Genomic DNA, 23328 nt, shown 5'->3' with positions numbered 1-23328 from the left:
CGGCTAGCATGCCTTGAGTTGTGGCTAAGTGCCAGCCCCGCTCGGCTGGACTGCCTTCCGTCATTCAGGTAGCTTTGCCGGTTACGCGGGAGCGTTCCAGCTCCTAGAATCAGACTTTTTTCAGCGCGCACGCATTGATGGCCCTCAAGTGGTCAAGTGAACGACGCGCATCGGTCTGGCCGGGCATCGCCTGCGCTCCAATCATTCATCTGTCACTGACCCAAGGTTCTCCATGGCTCAATACGTCTTCACCATGCATCGGCTGGGCAAAGTTGTTCCGCCGAAGCGGGAAATCCTGAAAAACATTTCTCTGTCCTTCTTCCCGGGCGCCAAGATCGGCGTACTCGGCCTCAACGGTTCGGGTAAGTCCACGCTGCTGAAGATCATGGCCGGCGTCGACACCGAATTCGAAGGCGAAGCGCGCCCGATGCCGGAACTGAACATCGGTTACCTGCCGCAAGAGCCGCAACTTGACCCAACAAAGACCGTGCGCGAAGTGGTCGAGGAAGCGGTCAGCGTGATCAAGAACGCCCAGGCGCGCCTGGACGAGGTTTACGCGGCTTACGCTGAAGAAGACGCCGACTTTGACAAACTGGCTGCCGAACAGGCCAAGCTCGAAGCGATCCTGCAAGCCAGCGACGGTCACAACCTGGATCGTCAACTGGAAGTCGCCGCCGATGCGCTGCGTCTGCCGGCGTGGGACGCCAAGGTCGAATTCCTCTCCGGTGGTGAAAAACGTCGTGTGGCCCTGTGCCGTCTGCTGCTGTCCGCCCCGGACATGCTGCTGCTCGACGAACCGACCAACCACCTGGACGCCGACTCCGTTGCGTGGCTCGAACACTTCCTGCACGACTTCCCAGGCACCGTGGTAGCGATCACGCACGACCGTTACTTCCTGGACAACGTTGCCGGCTGGATTCTGGAACTCGACCGCGGCGCGGGCATTCCGTACGAAGGCAACTACTCGGGTTGGCTGGAAGCCAAGTCCGATCGTCTGGCGGCCGAATCCAAGCAGCAATCGGCTCACGAAAAAGCCATGAAGGAAGAACTGGAGTGGGTGCGCAAAGGCGCCAAGGCCCGCCAGTCGAAATCCAAGGCTCGTCTGCAGCGCTTCGAAGAAATGCAATCGCAGGAATTCCAGAAGCGTTCGGAAACCAACGAGATCTACATCCCGGCCGGTCCGCGCCTGGGCGACAAGGTCATCGAATTCAAGAACGTCACCAAGGGCTACGGCGATCGCGTGTTGATCGACAACCTGTCGTTCTCCATGCCGAAAGGCGCCATCGTCGGCGTGATCGGCGGTAACGGTGCCGGTAAATCGACCCTGTTCCGCATGCTGATGGGCAAGGAAACCCCGGATTCCGGCACCATCGAAGTCGGCGAAACCGTGCAACTGGCCTGCGTGGACCAGAGCCGCGAAGACCTCGACGGCAGCAAGACCGTGTTCCAGCAGATCTCCGACGGTTCCGACCAGATCCGCATCGGTAACTACGAGATTCCGTCGCGCACCTACGTCGGTCGCTTCAACTTCAAGGGCGGCGATCAGCAGAAGTTCGTCAAGGACCTGTCCGGTGGTGAGCGCGGTCGTCTGCACCTGGCGCTGACCCTGAAGGAGGGCGGTAACGTCCTGCTGCTCGACGAACCGTCCAACGACCTCGACGTTGAAACCCTGCGTTCCCTGGAAGAAGCCCTGCTGGACTTCCCGGGCGCTGCCATTGTGATCTCTCACGATCGGTGGTTCCTTGACCGCGTGGCCACGCACATCCTGGCGTACGAAGACGACTCGCAAGCGGTGTTCTTCGAAGGCAACTACACCGAGTACGAAGCCGATCGCAAAAAGCGCCTCGGCGAAGCAGCGGCCCAGCCACACCGGGTACGCCACAAAAAACTGGCCTGATCACAGGTTGGTTGCATGAAAAAGCGGAGCCTTCGGGCTCCGCTTTTTTTTGCCTGCAATTCTTCGTGAAGACTGCGCTAGCCAAATCGCTGGCAAGCCAGCTCCCACAGTTTTTGCGGTGTTAACCCGTCCATGGCAAGGCACGAATTCTGTGGGAGCTGGCTTGCCAGCGATAGCGGAGTAACGGTCGATGAAGGTCTTAAATTACAACGTGTGTACTATTTGTTTTCATAAATGCGACATTTTTGTCTGTTGCTGTGTACATGTCGTTTGTTACAGTCCGGCTCAATCTCCTCCAACGACAACAAATTTGCCGAGACTTTTCCCATGATCGAATCCGTCGAATCCTTCCTCGCCCGTCTGAAAAAACGCGATCCGGATCAACCCGAATTCCACCAGGCTGTCGAAGAAGTCCTGCGCAGCCTGTGGCCGTTTCTCGAAGCCAATCCGCACTATCTGACGTCGGGCATTCTGGAGCGCATCTGCGAACCGGAACGGGCAGTGGTGTTCCGGGTGTCGTGGGTCGACGATCAGGGCAAGGTGCAGGTCAATCGCGGTTTCCGCATCCAGATGAACAGCGCCATCGGTCCGTACAAGGGCGGTTTGCGCTTCCATCCTTCGGTGAATATGGGCGTGCTGAAATTCCTCGCCTTTGAACAGACCTTCAAGAACTCCCTGACCTCGTTGCCCATGGGTGGCGGCAAGGGCGGTTCCGACTTCGACCCGAAGGGCAAGAGCGACGCTGAAGTCATGCGTTTCTGCCAGGCGTTCATGAGTGAGTTGTACCGCCACATCGGCGCCGACGTGGACGTGCCGGCCGGTGATATCGGTGTCGGCGCACGGGAGATCGGTTTTCTGTTCGGCCAGTACAAACGCCTGAGCAACCAGTTCACCAGCGTGCTGACCGGCAAGGGCATGACCTACGGCGGCAGTCTGATCCGCCCGGAAGCCACCGGTTTCGGTTGCGTGTATTTTGCCGAGGAAATGCTCAAGCGCCGCGAGCAGACCGTCGAAGGCAAACGCGTGGCGATCTCCGGTTCCGGCAACGTCGCGCAATACGCGGCCCGCAAAGTGATGGATCTGGGCGGCAAGGTGATTTCCCTGTCCGACTCCGAAGGCACGTTGTACTGCGAGGCAGGCCTGAGCGAAGAACAATGGCTGGCGCTGCTGGAACTGAAGAACGTCAAGCGCGGGCGGATCAGCGAATTGGCGGCGGCATTCGGCCTGGAGTTCCGCGCCGGTCATTTGCCATGGTCTCTGCCGTGCGACATCGCGCTGCCATGCGCCACCCAGAACGAACTCGACGCCGAAGCCGCCCGCACCTTGTTGCGCAACGGCTGCGTGTGCGTGGCCGAAGGCGCGAACATGCCGACCACCCTTGAGGCGGTGGATATCTTTATCGAGGCCAGCATCCTGTTCGCGCCGGGCAAGGCATCGAATGCGGGCGGCGTGGCGGTCAGTGGGCTGGAGATGTCGCAAAACGCCATGCGTCTGCTGTGGACGGCGGGCGAGGTGGACAGCAAGCTGCACGCAATCATGCAGTCGATCCACCACGCTTGCGTGCATTACGGTGAGGAAAACGGCCGGATCAACTACGTCAAAGGCGCGAACATCGCCGGCTTCGTCAAAGTCGCCGACGCGATGCTGGCGCAAGGCGTGGTTTAAGGCAGATCGATGCGAATCACTTCGATCAGTTGATTGCCGGCCGGGCGCTGCCACAGCACTTCGTCGTTGAGCCGGGCGCCAAGCAGCGCGCGGCCCAGCGGTGAGGCCCAGTTGATCAGGCCGTTGGCCGCATCGGCCTGGTCTTCGCCGACCAGTTGCACACGGCGCTCGGTGTTGTGTTCATCGGCGTAGGTCACCCAACTGCCGATCTGCACTTTGTCGGTCGAGGTTGGGGCCGGCGCGACCTGAGCGCTGCCGACCCGCTGATTGAAATAACACAAATCCCGTTCGAGATCGGCCAGCCGCTGTTTGTCAGCCTGCTCGCCCTTGGCGGATTGTTCGGCGTGCAACATCTGCAGTTCGGCGACTTTCGCCTGCAACTGCGCGAGCCCTTGCGGCGTGACATAGTTGGGCTGGGTGCTGACCTGCCGTTCGACCGGTTGATCGGCTTGCGCAGCGGCGTTGTCTTCGTTGACGAAAGCGCGACTCATGGTGGGCTCCTGTGACAACCGTTGGGCCATGGTCGCAGGCATTTGGTTTCAGCGGATGTCTGGAAACGACCTACTGCGAACGATAAGCCCGCGCGGCGCCCTGATCCTTCTGTTGCTGCCAGGCCCGTTCGCGCTCGTCCCAATGTTCGTTGCGATAGTCTTCGCGGTCCTTGTTTTCCAGCATCGCCTGGCACTGGCGGAAGCCATCGCTCCAGCCTTCGGCGTATTGCTTGTCCTTGAGATAACGCGGCACGTTCTTGCGAAATTCGCCGCTGATCGAACCGGCCGCCTGACGACCGCTGATGCAACCGTCATCGAAACCGTCGGCGAACGCCGGTGGATAACCCTTGGCAATCAGATCTTCGTGGGTGCTTTGACAGCCACCCAACAACAGCAACACGCCCGCAAAAACCGCATACCGCCACATCACACTCTCCCGCGCCGTTTTCCGGCTGATAGGGAAAGTCTAGAAGCGGATTCGTCGGAAGTATGTGAAAGGCGCGTGAGCAATCTGTAGAACACCGAAAATCCCTGTGGGAGCGAGCTTGCTCGCGATGACTGAGTGTCAGTCACCTCAATTTCGACTGACCGATTGCCATCGCGAGCAAGCTCGCACCCACAGAGGTCGTTTCAGTAGTGATACCACTTCACCTCAAGCATCACCTCGGTCTCAGGTGTTGCCAGATGGCTGAATTCACGCTGGGCGCTGAGGCGCAGGCCGAGGTTGCGGGATAACTCCCACTGCTGGTTCAGGCTCAGGCTGCGGCGCACTTCGCCATTGAAGAAGTAATCGCCTTTGGCCTCCACACTGAGATTGCCCAACGGGTTTTTCCACAGTACGCCGGTATTGAAACCGCCGGCGGGGGAAACGAACCCGGCGAAATCATTGTTGTGTTCAACGCGCACGGTGCCGAGGGCAAAACCCAGCACATCGTCACCCAGCGCCCAGGTTCCGCCACCGCCCCCATTGACGTGGCTGACCAGCGTCTCGTCATCATGCTTGCCCGGTACACGTTCAAGACCGCCGGTGACTTGCCACGACAACGGCTGTAACAGCGCATTGCGCGGCGTCAGCGAGCGGATGGTCGCCAGATCCAGTTGCTGGAACTGCCAATGATTGCCTTCGTACTGGCGCAGCTTCATTTGCAGGATTTCGATCTGCGCGCCGAGGGGGAAACTCTCGGCGTTGTCGTTGAGGTCGTGGTAGGCCATGCGCAAGCCGTACTCGCCGAACGCGCGGTCACCGCGGGTGCCGAGACCGGCCTGCCAGGTGCGTGATTCGTGGCCGTCTTCGGGCAGGCCCGGTTGTGGAATTTGCAGCTCCGGCGCCGGGTTCTTGTTGATCGCCCGCAGCAGTTCAAAGCTGCGTTGCGCTCGCTGCGGATCACGCTCCTGACCGTTGGCGCGGTAGCGCTCCAGCCGATACGCAGCGTCGATGATCAGCGCTTGCCGATCCCGGGGCAGGGACTTGAAGGCCGGGTCCTGCAATTGTTGCTGGTCGGCGCTGACTTTCAGCACCCAGTCCTGTTCCTCGCCGGTCAGGGGCTCGGCGCGGCTGAGCAATTCACGCTCGCGGGACGGGCGGTATTCGATGCTTTCCACCAGCCCGGCTTCCTTCACCGCTTTGACCGTGTCGGTGGGGATCGCGGTCAGCGGGAATTGTTCGGTCAGGCGCAGGCTCGGGCGCGCCACCTGCAACAGTTCGAGCAGGCGATAGGAGCAGTTTTCATCGAAGAAGAAGTAGTCGAACTGGATCTGCTTCAGTTCCCACACATGCTCGACCATCCGTGCGGTTTCGGCTTGTGTCAGATTGAGCCGGTATTCCCACAAATCGCGGTTTTCCAGGCTGCGGTATTCCGAGAGTTTTTCCTGATACGGCACCAGTGCGAACAGTCCCGGATAACCGCCCATCAGGCCTTTCCAGGCATACAGGATGCTGTTGTCCGAACCTTCGATGTAGGCGCCAAAGTTGATCGCATAGCTTAGCAGCGAGGTCTTGTCGCTTTGCACATCGGCCTGGTCGATGCGCAGCAGGGTGTGGCCGAACATCGACGATGGGCTGTTGAGGTAGGCCGCCGGGAAAATCATCACCGCGCTGTGAGGTGAGACGTCCTTGAACCATTTCTTGAAGTCGGCGCAGTCCGGCGTTGGCAGGTCGCTCAGGTTGAGCTGATCTTTCAGCCAGCGGGTGCGCGCCGGGTAGACACACTGGGCGTGCTGCTCACCGAGACTGGCCGGGGCATACAGCGCCTGCACGGTGGCGGCCAGTTCGTGGTCGGGGTGCTCGTTGCCGTCGGGGGCGAGGAAGAACTTCTTGTCGCTGACGTAACTACGCCAGCCGCCGAGCTTGGCAGTTTCGTAATGGCCGAGGGAAATCCAGAAACGATCGTTGGCCAGTTGCTGCAAACGTTGAGGGTCGATGTGGGGCGCGGCGGACAGCGGGGCGCAGACACACAGCGCCAGCCAGGCAAGGCGTTTGAGCATAGGTGGCAACTTAAGTCGAAAGAAACAAAAGACCCAAGGAGGGCGGGCCGAAAAAACAAAACCCGCTTCCCGAAAGAAGCGGGTGGGGTCGAGCTTAAGCCTGAGTCGCGTACTTGGCCAGACGAGGGTCTGCTTTCAGAACGGCCAGGGTGTTGGTATGCACGTCTTCGGCGGTCACGTCAGCCTTGCTGAAGATCTGCTGGAAGTGCTCGTGAGTGACGGCGGCGAAGTGCGCACGGTCTTCCGGCGCCACGCCCAGTACCACGGCATAGGTCGTCAGCGCTTCGCCGTTGCCTTTTGCCATGTCTTCGGACAGCTCGTTCATCATGCCATTCATGGCAAACCAGGATTTGCCGCCATAGGTCAGCGACGCGTTGGTGGAGCAACCGTTGGTGCCGGAAGTCATGCCGAACGTCGCGTTGCCGGAGGTGCCGTTAGTGGTGGATGCCAGGAAGTGAGCCGGGGTGCCACGCTGACCTTCGAACAGCATGTTGCCCCAACCGCAATCCGGACCGCCTGGCGCCTGAGCCATGGCGTTGAGTGATACAACGGTGAAGAGAGTACCGAGAAGAATCCGTTTCATAGCTTTGTTCTCTTTGTGTGCATACCAATGGACAGGGTTCTGGCCCCGCTCTCTACCTAAAAACGCCGCTTGGCGAGTTTTTGTACAGACCTTGTGGCGCCAGTGGGCCGGTATTAGTTCCAGCCGCGCAGTTTGGAGTTTAGGCACGTTCCCGTGGTTCCGTGATTTTTTGCACAACATTTGGAATAAACCCCGGTTTTACGGGGCCGGACCGTGGGCAGGCCGGTTGTCTATGCTTTGCCTTGTGGCGCGCCTTGCCAGTGGGGCACGGGCAGCGCCAGAATGCCGCTATCTGCCCCGCCTGATTGTTAAGGAAGCCCGATGCCTGATCCTGTTGCTGCCAGCTTGCGTCTAGCGCCCGAAGCGCTGACCCGTCCGTTTTCCGCTGAACAGTTCAGCTTCACTACCACCAATGATCTGGAGCCCTTTCGCGGTGTGCTTGGCCAGGAACGTGCGGTCGAAGCCTTGCAGTTCGGTGTGGCCATGCCACGCCCCGGTTACAACGTATTTGTCATGGGCGAGCCCGGCACCGGCCGTTTCTCGTTCGTCAAACGCTACCTGAAGGCCGAAGGCAAACGCCTGCAGACCCCGGCGGACTGGGTCTACGTCAACAATTTCGATGAACCGCGCGAGCCTCGCGCCCTGGAGTTGCCGTCGGGCACCGCCGGTGCATTCATCGGTGACATCAACGGCTTGATCGACAATTTGCTGTCGACTTTTCCCGCCGTGTTCGAACACCCGTCCTACCAGCAGAAGAAAAGCGCCATCGACCGCGCGTTCAACCAGCGCTACGACAAGGCACTGGACATCATCGAGCGTCTGGCCCTGGAAAAAGACGTCGCCCTTTACCGCGACAGCAGCAACATCGCGTTCACCCCGATGCTCGAAGGCAAGGCGCTGGACGAGGCTGAATTCGCCCAGTTGCCGGAAGCCGAGCGCGAGCGTTTCCACGAGGATATTTCCGGCCTCGAAGAGCGCCTGAACGAAGAGCTCGCCAGCCTGCCGCAATGGAAGCGCGAGTCGAGCAATCAACTGCGCCAGCTCAACGAAGAAACCATCACCCTGGCCCTGCAACCATTGCTTTCGCCGCTGTCGGAAAAGTACGCGGAAAACGCGGCGGTCTGCGGTTACCTGCAAGCCGTGCAGGTTTATCTACTGAAGACTGTGGTCGAGCAACTGGTCGATGACAGCAAAACCGATGCGGTCGCGCGCAAGTTGCTGGAAGAGCAATACGCGCCGAGCCTGGTGGTCGGGCATCCGAGCAGCGGCGGTGCGCCGGTGGTGTTCGAGCCGCATCCGACTTATGAAAACTTGTTCGGGCGCATCGAATACACCACCGATCAGGGCGCGCTCTACACCACGTATCGCCAGTTGCGCCCGGGTGCGCTGCACCGTGCCAACGGTGGTTTCCTGATCCTTGAAGCGGAAAAAATGCTCGGCGAGCCGTTCGTGTGGGATGCGCTCAAACGCGCCCTGCAATCGCGCAAGCTGAAAATGGAATCGCCACTGGGCGAGATGGGCCGTTTCGCTACCGTGACGCTCAACCCGCAGTTCATTCCGTTGAATGTCAAAGTCATCATCATCGGTGCGCGGTCGCTGTATTACACGCTGCAGGACCTCGATCCGGACTTCCAGGAGATGTTCCGCGTCCTGGTGGATTTCGACGAAGACATCCCGATGGTCGACGAGAGCCTGGAGCAGTTCGCCCAGTTGCTGAAAACCCGTACTTCGGAAGAAGGCATGGCGCCGTTGACCGCCGACGCGGTGGCGCGTCTGGCGACTTACAGCGCACGTCTGGCCGAGCACCAGGGGCGTTTGTCGGCACGGATCGGCGATCTGTTCCAGTTGGTCAGTGAGGCGGATTTCATCCGTCACCTGGCCAACGATGAAATGACCGACGCCGGCCACATCGAGCGCGCCCTGAAGGCCAAGGCCACCCGCACCGGGCGAGTGTCGGCGCGGATTCTCGACGACATGCTGGCGGGGATCATCCTGATCGACACCGATGGCGCAGCGGTCGGCAAGTGCAACGGCCTGACGGTGCTGGAAGTCGGCGACTCGGCGTTCGGTGTGCCGGCGCGGATTTCCGCCACGGTGTACCCGGGCGGCAGCGGCATTGTCGACATCGAGCGCGAGGTCAACCTCGGCCAGCCGATTCACTCCAAGGGCGTAATGATTCTCACCGGGTATCTGGGCAGCCGCTACGCCCAGGAATTCCCGCTGGCGATTTCCGCGAGCATCGCGCTGGAGCAATCCTACGGTTACGTCGATGGCGACAGTGCGTCGCTGGGCGAGGCGTGCACGCTGATTTCCGCCTTGTCGAAAACCCCGCTCAAGCAGTGCTTCGCGATCACTGGTTCCATCAACCAGTTCGGCGAAGTGCAGGCGGTGGGCGGGGTCAACGAGAAGATCGAAGGCTTCTTCCGCCTTTGCGAAGCACGCGGGCTGACGGGCGAGCAGGGCGCGATCATTCCGCACGCTAACGTGGCCACGCTGATGCTCGACGAGAAAGTGCTGGCGGCGGTGCGTGCCGGGCAGTTCCACGTTTACGCGGTGCGTCAGGCCGATGAAGCGTTGAGTCTGCTGGTGGGTGAGCCGGCCGGTGAGCCGAACGAAGAGGGTGAATTCCCGGAAGGCAGTGTCAACGCACGGGTGGTGGAGCGTCTGCGGGTGATTGCCGAGATGATCAGCGAAGAAGACCTGAAAGAAGCCGAGAAGGAACTGGCGCAGGAGGCGCTGGCCGAGGCCAAACCGGCGTAAGCCAGGCGGTGGTCAAAAAAATGGGAGCCTGGTGCTCCCATTTTGTTTTGTCGCGAACGTCGGCAAAAGTGCCATCACTCTGACGTCAATATTCACACAATGACCATTCGGCGCCTTCTGGTTCTGTGCGGCTTGCGCGGCGGACTTTTCTTCTATTCTCTGCTCAAGGACATCGACAGTATCACGGGATCGAAACAGCTCTTCAGCAAGGGCTGAATACCGGCTTTACCGAGGGTCGCCGCCATGTCGCGCAACCTCTGTCTCACCCGTCAGTGCCTGGGTCTTGTGACCCGTATCGAATGCGCCATCAAACCGTTGGCTGGCGATAACGGCATGTGGACGTTGCTCTTCGCCGCCGGCATGGCCGGTGAACAACCTTCCGCCATCAAGGCTCAGGGCCCGTTTCATGGGCCGATCGCCGCCGAATCGATCCTCGATACCATCGTCGAAAGCCTGACGATGCACGGCTACGAGCTGGCCAATGATCCGCAGATCTGGTCCCTGCACCTGCAAGCCCAGCTACGGCAGATCAACGGTGGACGTGGGCGCAGCATCGGCGTTTTTGACCACTAGCACCGGTCATGGCGCAGCGCCCTGGGTCTGCGCCTTGTCGAGTTTGACTTCAAAGCCGTACTGCACGGTGGCCAGGTCGGTTCGCTGATAGGTTTCCACGTGCGTCGGGCGGCCATAGAAATAGTGCACGCCGAACAGCGCCGGGCCTTCTGCGCTCGTGTCGTGGCTGACGGAAAGGATCTGTTTCAGGTAGTTGCCACTGTCGTCCTTGACGAAGAATCGCCATTCGCTGGCCGGGAACAGTTTCAGATCCACCACCAGTGCGTTGTTCCTGATTTCCAGACCTTTGGGCAACGCCTTGGCTTCGAAGGCTTGCTTGGCCACCGTGGCCAGAAACAGCGGCATCGAGCCGACGGCAATCGCCGGGGTTTCCGGGAACAGGTTCAAGTCATAGGTGATGGTCGCTTGCAACGGATCCACCTGATACGCCTCGGCCGGCAATTCGATTGGCTCGTCGAGCTTGCCGTTGTGTTTTTCGGTGAAGAACGTCACCGGGCTTTCGCCGGGAGCCAGGTCGTCGCCGATCAATTCGTCATTGAAGGTCTTACGGTGATCGAACTCGATGCGTGCGGCGCTCGGCTCTTCCACTGACTGGCGGATATGGATGCTTTTTTTCAGCTCATCCTCGGTCAGCGCCGCTCCTTTGAGCCAGTTGGGCGCCTGATCGTCATAGACGGTGATCGCCAGATCCAGCGGTTGCACGGTTTTCGCTGTGGTGTGCGAGTCGAACTCGCGGACCGGCAGGTCCAGTGGCTTGCGGGTGACGGTCGCTTCGGAAAAATCCAGCACGCTGACTTCGAGGGTATCGATCGGGCCGTTGAAGTACACCTTGTTGTAGCGGCGCGGATGCTGTTGCTCGAAGGCGTGCTGGTCGTCGTTCAGCTGTTTTTCCAGTGTTTCGCTCCAGGCCTTTTGCTGTTGCAGGTGCGCCAGTTGTTTCTGGTAGAAACCGACCTGCTCGGGGCTTTCGTTGATGGCGCCGGCGCGCACCAGATATTGGCCGGTCGCGTCGCGGGCCTGGACGATCAGCGGATTGAGCGGCGTGTTGGCGACTTCCGGGGCGAGCGGCAGACTGTTGCTGAACTCGACTTCGGCGTAGTTCTTTTCCAGCTTCAGCAAGGTCACGCTGAGGTTGGCGTCGGTTCGGGTCTGGCCGATGTCTTTTTTGCCAAGATCGAAGCTGTGCAGGCGTTTCGGGGCGATGACTTCCACCTCGCCTTGCAGGCTTTCGGGGCGCGGCTGGCTTTTCTTGTCGACGTCCAGGCCTTCGATGAACGGGTAGGTCACGGTCAGGTCGTCGGGGTTGGTGACGTTGGAACTGGACGGGCTCAACTGAATGCCCGGATCGGTTTCCGACCACTCGGGCTGGTAGGCGATCACCCGCTTGTTGCTCAAGGTCACCGATTGCCATTCCACACCATGGGGGAACAGGAACCCGCCGGGAATGTTGAGGTTGAAGGGAAACACCGGTTGCAGGTCGGTGAGGTAATCGGAGCTGGCGTCCTTGTGCAGCACGAACAGGCCGTTGATGAAGGTGTCGACCAACGCCTGGGGCGTCGGGTAATGCTTGAGCACGCCGAGGGCGTCTTCGCCGTATTCGGTTCTGGACGGTTTGTTGTCGAGGCGTTGCTGCGCGCGCTCCAGCAACAGCAGCGAGCCGCCGAGTTCGGTCACGGTATCCTTGAGTTTCGGATCGGTGATGGTGTCCAGCGACTGTTCGAACTGTGCAGTCTTCTGTTCGAGGCTGAGCGGATGTTTTTCCTCACCGGGCGAGCAGCCGCCGATCATCAGGGCAAGGCAGATTCCGGCAGTCGTTAACGGCAATCGCACATCCATTTCCAGTCGTCCTGTCCACTGTCGCTGGGCTGTCAATGGTTTGGACACTAGCAGAAAAACTTTGTCACACACACGCAGGTAGCGGATTTTCGGGCGGTTTCTGGCTGTCATGGGGGACTGGTATACTCGCCGCCGATTACAACCCCCTTGTGTGAGAGTCAATGGAACGCTTTATCGAAAATGCAATGTACGCCACGCGCTGGCTGCTGGCGCCGATCTATATCGGGCTGTCCCTCGGGCTGCTGGCGCTGGCATTGAAATTCTTCCAGGAAGTGTTTCATGTCATTCCCAACGTGTTCTCCATGGCCGAGTCCGAGCTGATTCTGGTGCTGCTGTCGCTGATCGACATGGCGCTGGTGGGCGGTTTGCTGGTGATGGTGATGATTTCCGGCTACGAGAACTTCGTGTCTGAGCTGAACATCGACGAAGGCAAAGAGAAACTCAGCTGGCTGGGGACCATGGACTCCTCGTCGCTGAAGATGAAAGTGGCGGCGTCGATCGTGGCGATCTCCTCGATCCACCTGCTGCGGATCTTCATGGATGCCAAGAACGTCGATCCCGAGCATCTGATGTGGTACGTGATCATCCACATGACCTTCGTGATCTCGGCGTTTGCCATGGGTTATCTGGACAAGCTCACCAAGCACTGATGAGTTGTCAAAGGCTGTAACAAAACCGCCCGTCTGTTGCGAAACAGACGGGCGGTGTCGTTTATGGCTTGTGCTTTGTAGCGCCGAGGCATATCCCTGTAAGCGTCCCGACTCGCCACTGCGTGAGGTGCGTTCATGAACCTGCAAGAATTGAATGCGTTTGCCATCGCCAAGAAGGTCGATGAGTTGAACCTGATCTCCATGGAGGGCGGCATCTATCTGCTGGAGGCGCGCATGCATGGCGCGGCGTACCCGCTGAGTGATCCACAGGGCAAGATGCTGATGCTGCGCTCGGTGGAGCATGCGCGGGATGTGCTTCACAGCTTTCCGGTGCTGCCGTTCAATCTTGTGCACACCTCGGTGCACGATGAAATGTGCGGTCTGGGCGCCAGCGGTGAAGAAAGCCTCAAAGTCCCGCTGGCCTGGCGCTCGGCACTGTAGGCCCGAGGGTCTGATCAATGCCGGAACAACTGTGCTAGTCTGCTCGCCCTTTTGGTTCCGGGCGCGCCGGGACGCGCTGTGCACGCACGGCATGTCCTGAGGCCGTCCGCACAGCGGAGCAGTGTCATGTCCGAAGTAAATCTGTCCACCGACGAAACCCGCGTCAGCTACGGTATCGGCCGTCAGTTGGGTGACCAGCTGCGCGACAACCCGCCACCGGGTGTCAGCCTGGACGCCATCCTGGCCGGCCTGACCGACGCATTCGCCGGCAAGCCAAGCCGTGTGGGTCAGGACGAATTGTCCGCCAGCTTCAAAGTGATCCGCGAGATCATGCAAGCCGAAGCCGCTGCCAAGGCTGAAGCCGCTGCCGGCGAAGGCCTGGCGTTCCTGGCTGAAAACGCCAAGAAAGACGGCATCACCACGCTGGCTTCCGGCCTGCAATTCGAAGTGCTGACTCAAGGCGAAGGCGCCAAGCCATCCCGTGAAGACACCGTGCGTACTCACTATCACGGCACTCTGATCGACGGCACCGTGTTCGACAGCTCCTACGAGCGTGGCCAGCCGGCAGAATTTCCGGTTGGCGGCGTGATCGCTGGCTGGACCGAAGCCCTGCAACTGATGAATGCCGGCAGCAAATGGCGCCTGTACGTGCCGAGCGAACTGGCTTACGGCGCTCAAGGCGTTGGCAGCATCCCGCCGCACAGCGTTCTGGTGTTCGACGTCGAGCTGCTCGACGTTCTGTAATCCCGTTACCCTGCGCAAGCGTGGCTTGCGCAGGGTTTCTCCGCCGTTCTCATACTTCGATCTTGTGATGCAACTCACTGGTCGGGCGCAACGCCCGGGCATAGCAGAACAGGAACAGATTGCGCACCAGCTCCTTTAACACCAACGGTTCGCTGGAACTCAGGCCGCTGACGTCCAGATCCCCTTGATCCTGCAACTCGTGCAGGGCTTCTTCTTCCAGTACCGCGCAGACTTCACCGGTTTCCCGATGCAGGATCCTGAGGTACGGGTGCGGGCGATCCAGCCAGGCGTCGATCAAATAAGTCATGGTTCTCATCTCCATTGAAAGGGTTTCAATGAGAATAATTCTTATTCGTCAAATAGCAAGCGCCTATTGGCGGTTTGGGATTTTTTGCGGGTAAAGATTGCGTAAGGTCAAAATGGCTGGCGTTTGGCTATCGCGTGGATTTGTTTGGGAAGGCGGGGGAGGGCGAAGCTCCATCCCACGTCGGGCGCGGGATGGAAGACAGCATGTTCAGACTTTTCTGACGAACTCGGATTTGAGTTTCATCGGGCCGATACCGTCGATCTTGCAGTCGATGTCGTGGTCGCCGTCGCACAGGCGGATGTTCTTGACCTTGGTGCCGACTTTGACCACCAGCGAGGTGCCTTTGACCTTCAGGTCCTTGATCACGGTGATGGTATCGCCGTCCTGCAGGACGTTGCCGACCGAATCTTTCTTCACGGCATCATCGGACGCCACTTCGGCTTCGCCGCCGGCAGACCACTCGTGGGCGCACTCCGGGCACACCAGTTGGGTGCCATCTTCGTAGGTGTATTCGGAATTGCATTTCGGGCAGGGTGGCAACGTGCTCACTAAGGCTCCTTGGAGAGGGGATCGCTAAAAGTCGCACATTGTATAGGGTTTTAGCTGCTGATGGCAGGCAACAAAAAACCGCAGGCTCCAACGGAGGCTGCGGTTTCTTGATGGTGCGGCGTTGATCAGTGCGTGCGGGCGACCGCGAACTCGCTCAGCTCAACCAGTGCATCGCGGTATTCGCTGGCCGGCAGTGCTTCGAGGCACTTGATCGCACGGGCTACGTAGTCACGAGCCAGTTGCGCGGTGTATTCCAGCGAGCCGGACGCTTCCACGGCGATGCGGATGCTTTCCAGGTCTTCGATCCCGCCTTTCTGGATCGCCTGGCGTACCAGTGCGGCCTGTTCCTGCGTGCCTTCGCGCATGGTGTAGATCAGCGGCAGGGTCGGCTTGCCTTCGGCCAGATCGTCACCGACGTTCTTGCCCAGGGTTTCGGCGTCGCCCTTGTAGTCGAGCAGGTCGTCGACCAGTTGGAACGCCACGCCCAGGTGATCACCGAAGGTGCGCAGGGCTTCGCTCTGCTCGGCGGTCGCACCGGCCAGTGCCGCGGCACTGTGGGTCGAGGCCTCGAAAAGCATCGCGGTCTTGCCGCGGATGACTTCCATGTAGGTTTCTTCGGTGGTGCTGGCGTCACGAACCTTGGACAGTTGCAGCACTTCGCCTTCGGCGATGATGCGCGTGGCCTGGGACAGGATCTTCATCACCGGCATCGAACCCAGTTCGACCATCATTTCGAACGAGCGCGAGTACAGGAAGTCGCCGACCAGTACGCTTGGGGCATTGCCCCACATGGCGTTGGCGGTCGAACGGCCACGGCGCATGCCGGACATGTCGACCACGTCGTCATGCAGCAGGGTGGCGGTGTGCAGGAATTCGATGGTGGCGGCCAGCAGGCGCATGTCGTCGCCTTCGCGACCCAGGGCCTTGCCACACAGCAGCACCAATAAAGGACGCAGGCGTTTTCCGCCGGCCGACGTGATGTAATCGCCGATTTTCGATACCAGCGGCACTCGGGAAGTCAGCTGCTTCTTGATGATGCCGTCGACGGCGCTAAAATCGTCCGCCACCGCGCGGTAGAAAGCTTGGGGTTGCATCAGCGACAGGTGCTCCAGAAGGGTTGCGCGGCATGCTAGGACCCACGTCCGGGCCTGTCAAGGCGCGATGGACGGCCACTTGCATGACTCTTGTAGCTTGCGTACAATCGCGCACCCTGAACTTCCTGGGCAGCACCTGCCTTACGCAATTGCAATCGGGCCTCCAGCCCAATGCAGCCATGCCAGCCAATACCTCTTCTTATAAAGAGCTGGGTGAGCAGGATTATCGGAGAAATACCATGTCTTATGCAGTAATCGTTACTGGTGGCAAGCAGTACAAAGTTGCACCAGGTGAATACCTGAAGATCGAAAAACTGGAAGTCGCTACTGGCGAATCCGTAACTTTTGATCGCGTTCTGTTGGTTGCCAATGGCGACGACGTGAATATCGGCGCTCCAGTTGTTGCTGGCGCTACCGTTGTGGCTGAAGTGATCTCCCAAGGTCGTCACGATAAAGTTCGCATCATCAAGTTCCGTCGTCGTAAGCACCACATGAAGCGTATGGGCCACCGCCAGTGGTACACCGAGATCAAAATCACCGGTATTCAGGCTTAATTTCAGCCTAATTCCTCACTAGGAGAATTGACTCATGGCACACAAAAAAGCTGGTGGTAGTACCCGTAACGGTCGCGACTCAGAAGCCAAACGCCTTGGCGTGAAGATGTATGGCGGCCAGGTCATCAAGGCCGGCAACATCATCGTGCGTCAGCGCGGCACCCAATTCCACGCTGGCTACGGCGTTGGCATGGGTAAAGATCACACCCTCTTCGCGAAAATCGAAGGCGTGATCAAGTTTGAAGTAAAAGGCGCCTTCGGTCGTCGTTACGTGAGCGTAATCGCAGCCTAACTGCGATAGTGCTGGAGAAGCCCTGTCTTGCGACGGGGCTTTTTCGTTTGTGGGGTGAGTCTCTTGCAAAGCTGTTTGTATGGGCTGCCGGCGTGCGATGCAGGTCGTGGATTGGGGTCGCTGCGCTCATTTTTGCAAGAGTCTTATGTCTTGATTGTTTTTCGGCTCGTCCGTACGGCGAGAGGCGTTGGTTATGAAGTTTGTTGATGAAGTATCGATTCGCGTAAAAGCTGGCGACGGTGGCAATGGCGCCATGAGTTTCCGTCGGGAAAAATTCATTGAAAACGGTGGCCCGAACGGCGGTGACGGCGGTGACGGCGGTTCCATCTTTATGATGGCCGACGAAAACCTGAACACTCTGGTGGACTACCGCTACACCCGGCACTTCGACGCCGAGCGCGGTTCCAACGGTGGCAGTACCGACTGCACCGGCAAGAAGGGTGAAGATCTGATCCTGCGTGTGCCAGTCGGCACTACGGTGATCGACTCCGCCACCCAGGAAGTCATCGGCGACCTGACCAAGGCTGGTCAGAAACTGATGGTGGTTCAGGGCGGCTGGCACGGTCTGGGCAACACCCGTTTCAAATCCAGTACCAACCGTGCGCCGCGTCAAACCACGCCGGGCAAGCCGGGCGAACAGCGCGACCTGAAACTGGAAATGAAGGTTCTGGCCGACGTGGGTCTGCTGGGGTTGCCGAACGCCGGTAAAAGTACCTTTATCCGTTCGGTGTCGGCTGCCAAGCCGAAAGTCGCCGATTACCCGTTCACGACTCTGGTGCCAAACCTGGGTGTGGTCAGCGTCGACCGCTGGAAAAGCTTCGTCATCGCCGACATTCCGGGTCTGATTGAAGGTGCTTCCGACGGTGCTGGTCTCGGTATTCGCTTCCTCAAGCACTTGGCGCGTACCCGTCTGCTGCTGCACCTCGTGGACATGGCGCCGCTGGATGACGCCAGCGCACCGGATGCTGCTGAAGTGATCGTCAACGAGCTGATCAAATTCAGCCCGTCGCTGGCTGAGCGTGATCGCTGGCTGGTGCTGAACAAGTGCGACCAGATCCTTGAAGAAGAGCACGATGCTCGCGTCAAGGAAATCGTTGATCGCCTGGAATGGACCGGTCCGGTCTACGTGATCTCGGCCATCTCCAAGCTGGGTACCGAGCGTCTGTGCCACGACATCATGCGTTACATGGAAGATCGTGCCGATCGCCTGGCCAATGACCCGGCCTACAAGGAAGAGCTGGCCGATCTCGATCAGCGCATCGAAGACGAAGCCCGTGCTCAGTTGCAGGCGCTGGATGACAAGCGTGCCCTGCGTCGCAGCGGCGTGAAGTCGGTCCACGACATCGGCGACGATGATTGGGACGAAGAAGATGTGGATGACGAAGACGGTCCGGAAATCATTTACGTGCGTGACTGATTCGTTGAAGTAAACTTAAGCGCCGCTCAATCGAGCGGCGTTTTAGTATCTGGAAATCGATCGTTGGTCACGAATAACCACGAATAACGTCACGGGCAGCGCTGGGTCGTGCTGCCCTCAAGCTAAGGTTGAAGATGATGCGGAGCAAAGTGACAGGTGCGCAGCGTTGGGTCGTGAAGATCGGCAGCGCGTTGCTGACAGCGGATGGCAAGGGGCTTGATCGCGCGGCAATGGGTGTCTGGGTCGAGCAGATGGTGGCCTTGCATGAGGCTGGCGTCGAGTTGGTGCTGGTGTCCTCCGGGGCGGTAGCGGCCGGCATGAGCCGTTTGGGCTGGACCGCACGACCCAGTGCGATGCATGAGCTCCAGGCTGCTGCTGCAATCGGTCAGATGGGCTTGGTTCAGGCCTGGGAGTCGAGCTTTGCCGAGCATGGTCGACACACGGCGCAGATTCTCCTGACTCATGACGACCTGTCCGATCGCAAGCGTTACCTGAACGCCCGCAGCACCTTGCGTGCGTTGGTCGAGCTGAAAGTCATCCCGGTGATCAACGAAAACGACACCGTGGTCACCGATGAAATCCGTTTTGGCGACAACGACACGCTCGCGGCGCTGGTGGCCAACCTGGTCGAGGCTGATCTGCTAGTGATCCTGACGGATCGCGATGGCATGTTCGACGCTGATCCGCGCAGCAATCCTGATGCGCAACTGATTTACGAAGCGCGTGCGGATGATCCGAGCCTGGATGCGGTGGCGGGTGGCACCGGCGGCGCGCTGGGTCGTGGCGGCATGCAGACCAAATTGCGTGCAGCGCGTCTGGCGGCCCGTTCCGGAGCGCACACCATTATTGTCGGTGGGCGTCTGGAACGAGTGCTCGATCGTCTGAAGGCGGGCGAGCGCATCGGTACGCTGTTGTCGCCAGAGCGCGGCATGCTGGCGGCGCGCAAGCAATGGCTGGCCGGGCATCTGCAAACCCGTGGCACGCTGGTGCTGGATGATGGTGCGGTCTCCGCGTTGTCCCAAGGCAACAAAAGTTTGCTGCCGGTTGGTGTCAAATTGGTGCAGGGCAGTTTTCGTCGCGGCGAAATGGTGGTTTGCGTGGCGCCGGACGGTCGTGAAATCGCCCGTGGCCTGGCCAACTACAGCGCGCTGGAGGCACAAAAAATCATCGGTCAGTCGTCAGATGCGATTGTCGGTTTGCTGGGTTACATGGCTGAGCCGGAACTGGTTCACCGTGACAACCTGATTCTGGTCTGAGGAAAGCGCAATGCGCATGGCAAAAGGATTGTTGGGCTTGCTGATGGCGTTGCCATTGCTGGCCTCGGCCGAGGAAATCGGCCAGGTATCGACGGTGTTCAAGTTTGTCGGTCCGAACGACCGGATCGTGGTCGAGGCCTTCGATGACCCGAAAGTCGAAGGTGTGACGTGCTATCTGTCGCGCGCCAAGACTGGCGGCGTGAAAGGTGGGTTGGGGCTGGCCGAGGATCGTGCCGAGGCGTCCATTGCTTGTCGTCAGGTAGGTCCAATCAACTTCAAAGGTGAGTTGAAGGATGGCGAAGAGGTGTTCAAGGAGCGCACTTCGCTGGTGTTCAAGACCATGCAGGTGGTGCGTTTCCTCGACAAGAAGCGCAATACGCTGGTGTATCTGGTCTACAGCGATCGCTTGATCGAGGGTAGTCCGCAGAATGCGGTGACAGCGATCCCGATTCTGCCGTGGGCGCCAGTCCATTAATTTGGGCGTAAATAAAAAGAGGAGCCGGGTGGCTCCTCTTTTTTTGCGTTGTTTTCAGCAAATCGCAGGCAATAAAAAACCGACCCTGAGGTCGGTTTTTTAATGACTACGTCGCTTAGGCAGCTTCTTTCAGTGCCTTGACGTGGCCATTCAGACGGCTCTTATGACGAGCAGCCTTGTTCTTGTGGATGATGCCTTTATCGGCCATACGGTCGATAACTGGCACAGCCAGAACGTATGCAGCTTGAGCTTTTTCAGCGTCTTTTGCGTCGATGGCTTTAACTACATTCTTGATGTAGGTACGAACCATGGAACGCAGGCTGGCGTTGTGGCTGCGACGCTTCTCAGCCTGTTTTGCACGTTTTTTGGCGGAAGGTGAGTTGGCCACCGTCGAGCTCCTCGAAAGACTTTTTAGGAAATAGCAAACAAAATAGGCCGCGAATCATGCCGATGAAGAGAAGTCTTGTCAAGGGCGCTTGAAACGTTCCGCTAAGTGGTAGGTGTAAAGAGGCGGGATATTTATTTCCGGCGCTTGACCTGTAAACTCGCGAGCTTTGGCTCTGTGCTGTTGCGGCGCGGAGTATCGCACAAGTAGGCGCATTGTTCGCCTGCTGTTTATCGACAGGCACAAATTCCTTCAATGAATCTGCTCAAATCGTTGGCCGCCGTCAGCTCTATCACGATGCTTTCCCGGATTCTCGGGTTTGTCCGCGACACGCTCATTGCGCGTACATTCGGCGCCGGAATGGCGACAGACGCCTTCTTTATCGCCTTCAAGCTACCCAATCTGCTGCGGCGAATCTTCGCTGAGGGTGCGTTTTCCCAGGCATTCGTGCCGATTCTTGCCGAATACAAAAGTCAGAAGGGCGAGGAGGCAACTCGCACCTTCATTGCCTATGTGACGGGGCTTCTGACGCTGGTTCTGGCACTGGTGACGGCGCTGGGCATGATCGCCGCTCCCTGGGTGATCTGGGCCACGGCCCCTGGTTTTGCCGATACACCGGAAAAATTCCAGCTGACCTCCGACCTGCTACGGGTGACCTTCCCCTATATATTGCTGATCTCCCTGTCGTCTCTGGCAGGTGCGATTCTCAATACCTGGAACCGTTTCTCGGTGCCGGCGTTCGTGCCGACCCTGCTCAACGTCAGCATGATCGTGTTTTCGCTGTTTCTGACGCCGTACTTCGATCCTCCGGTCATGGCGCTCGGCTGGGCAGTGCTGGTCGGTGGTCTGGCGCAGTTGCTCTATCAACTGCCGCATCTGAAAAAGATCGGCATGCTGGTGCTGCCACGCCTGAATCTGCGCGACACCGGCGTCTGGCGGGTCATGAAGCAGATGTTGCCGGCGATCATCGGTGTCTCGGTCAGCCAGATTTCCCTGATCATCAACACCATCTTCGCCTCGTTTCTGGTGGCAGGCTCGGTGTCGTGGATGTATTACGCCGACCGTCTGATGGAATTGCCGTCCGGTGTGCTGGGTGTGGCGCTGGGCACGATTCTGCTGCCGACATTGGCCAAGACATACGCCAGCAAGGACCGTCACGAGTATTCGCGGATTCTCGACTGGGGCCTGCGCCTGTGCTTCGTACTGGTGTTGCCGTGTGCTCTGGCGCTGGGGATTCTGGCCGAGCCGTTGACGGTTTCGCTGTTCCAGTATGGCCAGTTCAGTGGGTTTGACGCAGCTATGACCCAGCGCGCGTTGATTGCCTATTCTGTCGGTCTGCTCGGCATTATCGTGATCAAAGTGCTGGCGCCGGGTTTTTATGCGCAACAGAACATCCGTACGCCGGTAAAAATCGCAATCTTCACCCTGGTGGTCACGCAGTTGTTCAACCTGGTGTTGATCGGCCCGCTGGCCCACGCGGGGCTGGCATTGGCGATCAGTGCCGGTGCCTGTCTGAACGCCGGGCTGCTGTTCTATCAACTGCGCAAACAGCAGATGTATCAACCGCAGCCTGGCTGGCTGAAGTTCGGTTTGAAGCTGGTGGTCGCCGTGGCGGTGATGTCGGCGGTGCTGTTGATCGGCATGCATTTCATGCCCGCGTGGGATCAGGGTCATATGCTTGAGCGCTTCCTGCGCCTTGGTGCATTGGTGGTTGCCGGCGTAGTGGCGTATTTCGGTATGTTGCTGGTTCTCGGTTTCCGCTTGCGCGACTTCAATCGCAAGGCGTTGAGCTGAGGTTTTATCCTTGATAAACGGGCTTGAGCCGGCAGTTTTGTCGGCTCGATCACTTTGGGTTACGGTGTTGCCTGTCGTCTGCCGCCGGGTGTGGTTATAATCGGCCACTTTATGAGCAAGAAGCGCGTTATGCAGCTGGTTCGAGGCCTTCACAACTTGCGCCCCCAGCATCGGGGCTGCGTCGCCACTATTGGCAACTTTGACGGTGTTCACCGTGGTCACCAGGCCATCCTGGCCCGACTGCGTGAGCGTGCGCTCGAGTTGGGCGTACCCAGCTGCGTGGTGATTTTCGAGCCGCAGCCACGGGAATTCTTTGCCCCGGAGACCGCTCCGGCACGTCTGGCCCGATTGCGCGACAAGCTGCAACTGCTGGCCGCCGAAGGCGTCGACCGGGTCTTGTGCCTGGCCTTCAACCAGCGCCTGAGCAAACTCAGCGCCAGTGAATTCGTCGATACGATTCTGGTGGATGGCCTGGGCGTGCAGCATCTGGAAGTCGGTGACGACTTCCGCTTCGGTTGCGACCGCCTCGGCGATTTCGATTTTCTGTTGCAGGCCGGGCAGGTCCACGGTTTTACCGTGGAAGCCGCGCAAACTGTCGAGCTGGACGGCATACGTGTCAGCAGCACCCAGGTGCGCAATGCGTTGGCCGCCGCCGATTTTGCCTTGGCTGAACGTCTGCTTGGTCGCCCGTACCGGATTGCCGGTCGCGTGCTGCATGGCCAGAAACTGGCCCGGCAACTGGGTACGCCCACTGCCAACATTCAACTCAAGCGCCGTCGCGTGCCGTTCACCGGGGTTTACCTGGTCGACGTCGACATCGACGGCAAGACGTGGCCCGGCGTCGCCAATATCGGCGTGCGGCCCACGGTGCAAGGTGATGGCAAGGCCCACCTTGAAGTCCATCTTTTAGACTTTGCCGGCGATCTGTATGACCGGCGTTTGACGGTGGTTTTCCACCAGAAGCTGCGTGAAGAGCAGCGTTTCGCCTCCCTGGAGGCATTGAAAACGGCGATCACCGCGGATGTCGCCGCCGCCCGTGCACTAGCCGCACCTAGCGCCCATCGCTAATGAAGAGCCTTAA

23 protein-coding genes are annotated in these 23328 nt (G+C 59.3%); 14 read left to right on the top strand and 9 right to left on the bottom strand.

Annotation, left to right across the window (positions count from 1 at the left end; genetic code table 11):
• Positions 1-232 precede the first annotated feature (232 nt).
• Both ettA and gdhA read left to right on the top strand, forming a co-directional pair.
• Positions 233-1897 (top strand): energy-dependent translational throttle protein EttA, encoded by a 1665-nt coding sequence (gene ettA / locus JJN09_RS22105; protein WP_249483754.1) that lies wholly within the window; start codon positions 233-235, stop codon positions 1895-1897.
• Between the two features lie 327 nt (positions 1898-2224).
• The gene (gdhA, locus tag JJN09_RS22100; protein WP_249483753.1) at positions 2225-3562 is read left to right on the top strand and encodes an NADP-specific glutamate dehydrogenase; all 1338 of its coding nucleotides are present in this window, start codon (positions 2225-2227) and stop codon (positions 3560-3562) included.
• Here gdhA and JJN09_RS22095 read toward each other — a convergent pair.
• From JJN09_RS22095 to JJN09_RS22080, 4 genes are all read right to left on the bottom strand, one after another.
• Positions 3559-4053 (bottom strand): GreA/GreB family elongation factor, encoded by a 495-nt coding sequence (locus JJN09_RS22095; RefSeq protein WP_249483752.1) that lies wholly within the window; start codon positions 4051-4053, stop codon positions 3559-3561. The two genes, gdhA and JJN09_RS22095, sit on opposite strands and share 4 nt — an antisense overlap.
• Before the next feature lie 70 nt (positions 4054-4123).
• Positions 4124-4480: a hypothetical protein gene (locus JJN09_RS22090; protein ID WP_249483751.1), complete on the bottom strand. Its 357-nt coding sequence runs from the start codon at positions 4478-4480 to the stop codon at positions 4124-4126.
• Positions 4481-4683: 203 nt separating this feature from the next.
• A complete protein-coding gene (locus JJN09_RS22085; protein ID WP_249483750.1) occupies positions 4684-6537 on the bottom strand; it encodes a DUF4105 domain-containing protein in 1854 nt (617 codons plus the stop codon).
• Positions 6538-6631: 94 nt separating this feature from the next.
• Positions 6632-7120 carry a DUF3015 domain-containing protein gene (locus JJN09_RS22080; protein WP_025108775.1) on the bottom strand — a complete coding sequence of 163 codons (489 nt, stop codon included), beginning with the start codon at positions 7118-7120 and terminating at the stop codon, positions 6632-6634.
• A gap of 321 nt (positions 7121-7441) precedes the next feature.
• Between JJN09_RS22080 and JJN09_RS22075 the strand changes: the two genes are divergently transcribed.
• On the top strand, positions 7442-9880 hold the full coding sequence (locus JJN09_RS22075; RefSeq protein ID WP_249483749.1) for a Lon protease family protein: 2439 nt from the start codon (positions 7442-7444) through the stop codon (positions 9878-9880).
• Positions 9881-10123: 243 nt separating this feature from the next.
• On the top strand, positions 10124-10453 hold the full coding sequence (locus JJN09_RS22070; protein ID WP_085732860.1) for a hypothetical protein: 330 nt from the start codon (positions 10124-10126) through the stop codon (positions 10451-10453).
• A 6-nt stretch (positions 10454-10459) separates the two neighbouring features.
• On the opposite strand, the gene JJN09_RS22065 is transcribed toward JJN09_RS22070, so the two are convergent.
• Positions 10460-12289 carry a hypothetical protein gene (locus tag JJN09_RS22065; RefSeq protein WP_249483748.1) on the bottom strand — a complete coding sequence of 610 codons (1830 nt, stop codon included), beginning with the start codon at positions 12287-12289 and terminating at the stop codon, positions 10460-10462.
• A gap of 161 nt (positions 12290-12450) precedes the next feature.
• Between JJN09_RS22065 and JJN09_RS22060 the strand changes: the two genes are divergently transcribed.
• The 3 genes from JJN09_RS22060 (at position 12451) to JJN09_RS22050 (ending at position 14124) form a co-directional block, all read left to right on the top strand.
• Entirely contained in the window at positions 12451-12939 is a 489-nt protein-coding gene (locus JJN09_RS22060; protein WP_007950967.1) for a TIGR00645 family protein, read from the top strand.
• 135 nt (positions 12940-13074) lie between these two features.
• Positions 13075-13380 carry a DUF6482 family protein gene (locus JJN09_RS22055; protein ID WP_096820859.1) on the top strand — a complete coding sequence of 102 codons (306 nt, stop codon included), beginning with the start codon at positions 13075-13077 and terminating at the stop codon, positions 13378-13380.
• A 126-nt stretch (positions 13381-13506) separates the two neighbouring features.
• A complete protein-coding gene (locus JJN09_RS22050; RefSeq protein ID WP_249483747.1) occupies positions 13507-14124 on the top strand; it encodes an FKBP-type peptidyl-prolyl cis-trans isomerase in 618 nt (205 codons plus the stop codon).
• A 49-nt stretch (positions 14125-14173) separates the two neighbouring features.
• On the opposite strand, the gene JJN09_RS22045 is transcribed toward JJN09_RS22050, so the two are convergent.
• The 3 genes from JJN09_RS22045 to JJN09_RS22035 all read right to left on the bottom strand — a co-directional run bounded on the left by JJN09_RS22045 (position 14174) and on the right by JJN09_RS22035 (position 16074).
• The gene (locus JJN09_RS22045; RefSeq protein ID WP_039771721.1) at positions 14174-14431 is read right to left on the bottom strand and encodes a hypothetical protein; all 258 of its coding nucleotides are present in this window, start codon (positions 14429-14431) and stop codon (positions 14174-14176) included.
• 207 nt (positions 14432-14638) lie between these two features.
• Entirely contained in the window at positions 14639-14980 is a 342-nt protein-coding gene (locus JJN09_RS22040) for a zinc ribbon domain-containing protein YjdM (RefSeq protein ID WP_007950963.1), read from the bottom strand.
• Between the two features lie 125 nt (positions 14981-15105).
• Positions 15106-16074: a polyprenyl synthetase family protein gene (locus JJN09_RS22035; protein WP_249483746.1), complete on the bottom strand. Its 969-nt coding sequence runs from the start codon at positions 16072-16074 to the stop codon at positions 15106-15108.
• A gap of 239 nt (positions 16075-16313) precedes the next feature.
• Here JJN09_RS22035 and rplU point away from each other — a divergent pair, with 239 nt between their 5' ends.
• The 5 genes from rplU to JJN09_RS22010 all read left to right on the top strand — a co-directional run bounded on the left by rplU (position 16314) and on the right by JJN09_RS22010 (position 20068).
• Positions 16314-16628 (top strand): 50S ribosomal protein L21, encoded by a 315-nt coding sequence (gene rplU / locus JJN09_RS22030; RefSeq protein WP_007950961.1) that lies wholly within the window; start codon positions 16314-16316, stop codon positions 16626-16628.
• Positions 16629-16662: 34 nt separating this feature from the next.
• Positions 16663-16920: a 50S ribosomal protein L27 gene (gene rpmA / locus JJN09_RS22025; protein WP_016773121.1), complete on the top strand. Its 258-nt coding sequence runs from the start codon at positions 16663-16665 to the stop codon at positions 16918-16920.
• Between the two features lie 193 nt (positions 16921-17113).
• A complete protein-coding gene (gene cgtA / locus JJN09_RS22020; RefSeq protein WP_096820862.1) occupies positions 17114-18337 on the top strand; it encodes an Obg family GTPase CgtA in 1224 nt (407 codons plus the stop codon).
• Between the two features lie 137 nt (positions 18338-18474).
• A complete protein-coding gene (gene proB / locus JJN09_RS22015; RefSeq protein ID WP_249483745.1) occupies positions 18475-19593 on the top strand; it encodes a glutamate 5-kinase in 1119 nt (372 codons plus the stop codon).
• A 10-nt stretch (positions 19594-19603) separates the two neighbouring features.
• A complete protein-coding gene (locus tag JJN09_RS22010) occupies positions 19604-20068 on the top strand; it encodes a CreA family protein (protein WP_085712193.1) in 465 nt (154 codons plus the stop codon).
• Positions 20069-20183: 115 nt separating this feature from the next.
• Here JJN09_RS22010 and rpsT read toward each other — a convergent pair whose 3' ends face one another.
• Positions 20184-20456 carry a 30S ribosomal protein S20 gene (rpsT, locus tag JJN09_RS22005; RefSeq protein WP_003228351.1) on the bottom strand — a complete coding sequence of 91 codons (273 nt, stop codon included), beginning with the start codon at positions 20454-20456 and terminating at the stop codon, positions 20184-20186.
• 252 nt (positions 20457-20708) lie between these two features.
• Here rpsT and murJ point away from each other — a divergent pair, with 252 nt between their 5' ends.
• Positions 20709-22247, top strand: coding sequence for a murein biosynthesis integral membrane protein MurJ (gene murJ / locus JJN09_RS22000; protein WP_249483744.1), 1539 nt, complete (start codon positions 20709-20711; stop codon positions 22245-22247).
• A gap of 129 nt (positions 22248-22376) precedes the next feature.
• Positions 22377-23315, top strand: a complete 939-nt coding sequence (gene ribF, locus JJN09_RS21995; protein WP_249483743.1) for a bifunctional riboflavin kinase/FAD synthetase — start codon at positions 22377-22379, stop codon at positions 23313-23315.
• The last annotated feature ends 13 nt before the right edge of the window (positions 23316-23328 follow it).

It is taken from the genome of Pseudomonas sp. HS6 (assembly GCF_023375815.1).
GTDB lineage: Bacteria > Pseudomonadota > Gammaproteobacteria > Pseudomonadales > Pseudomonadaceae > Aquipseudomonas.
The sequence above is the reverse complement of the archived record's forward strand: the minus strand, read 5'-3'. Positions and strand labels throughout refer to the sequence as shown.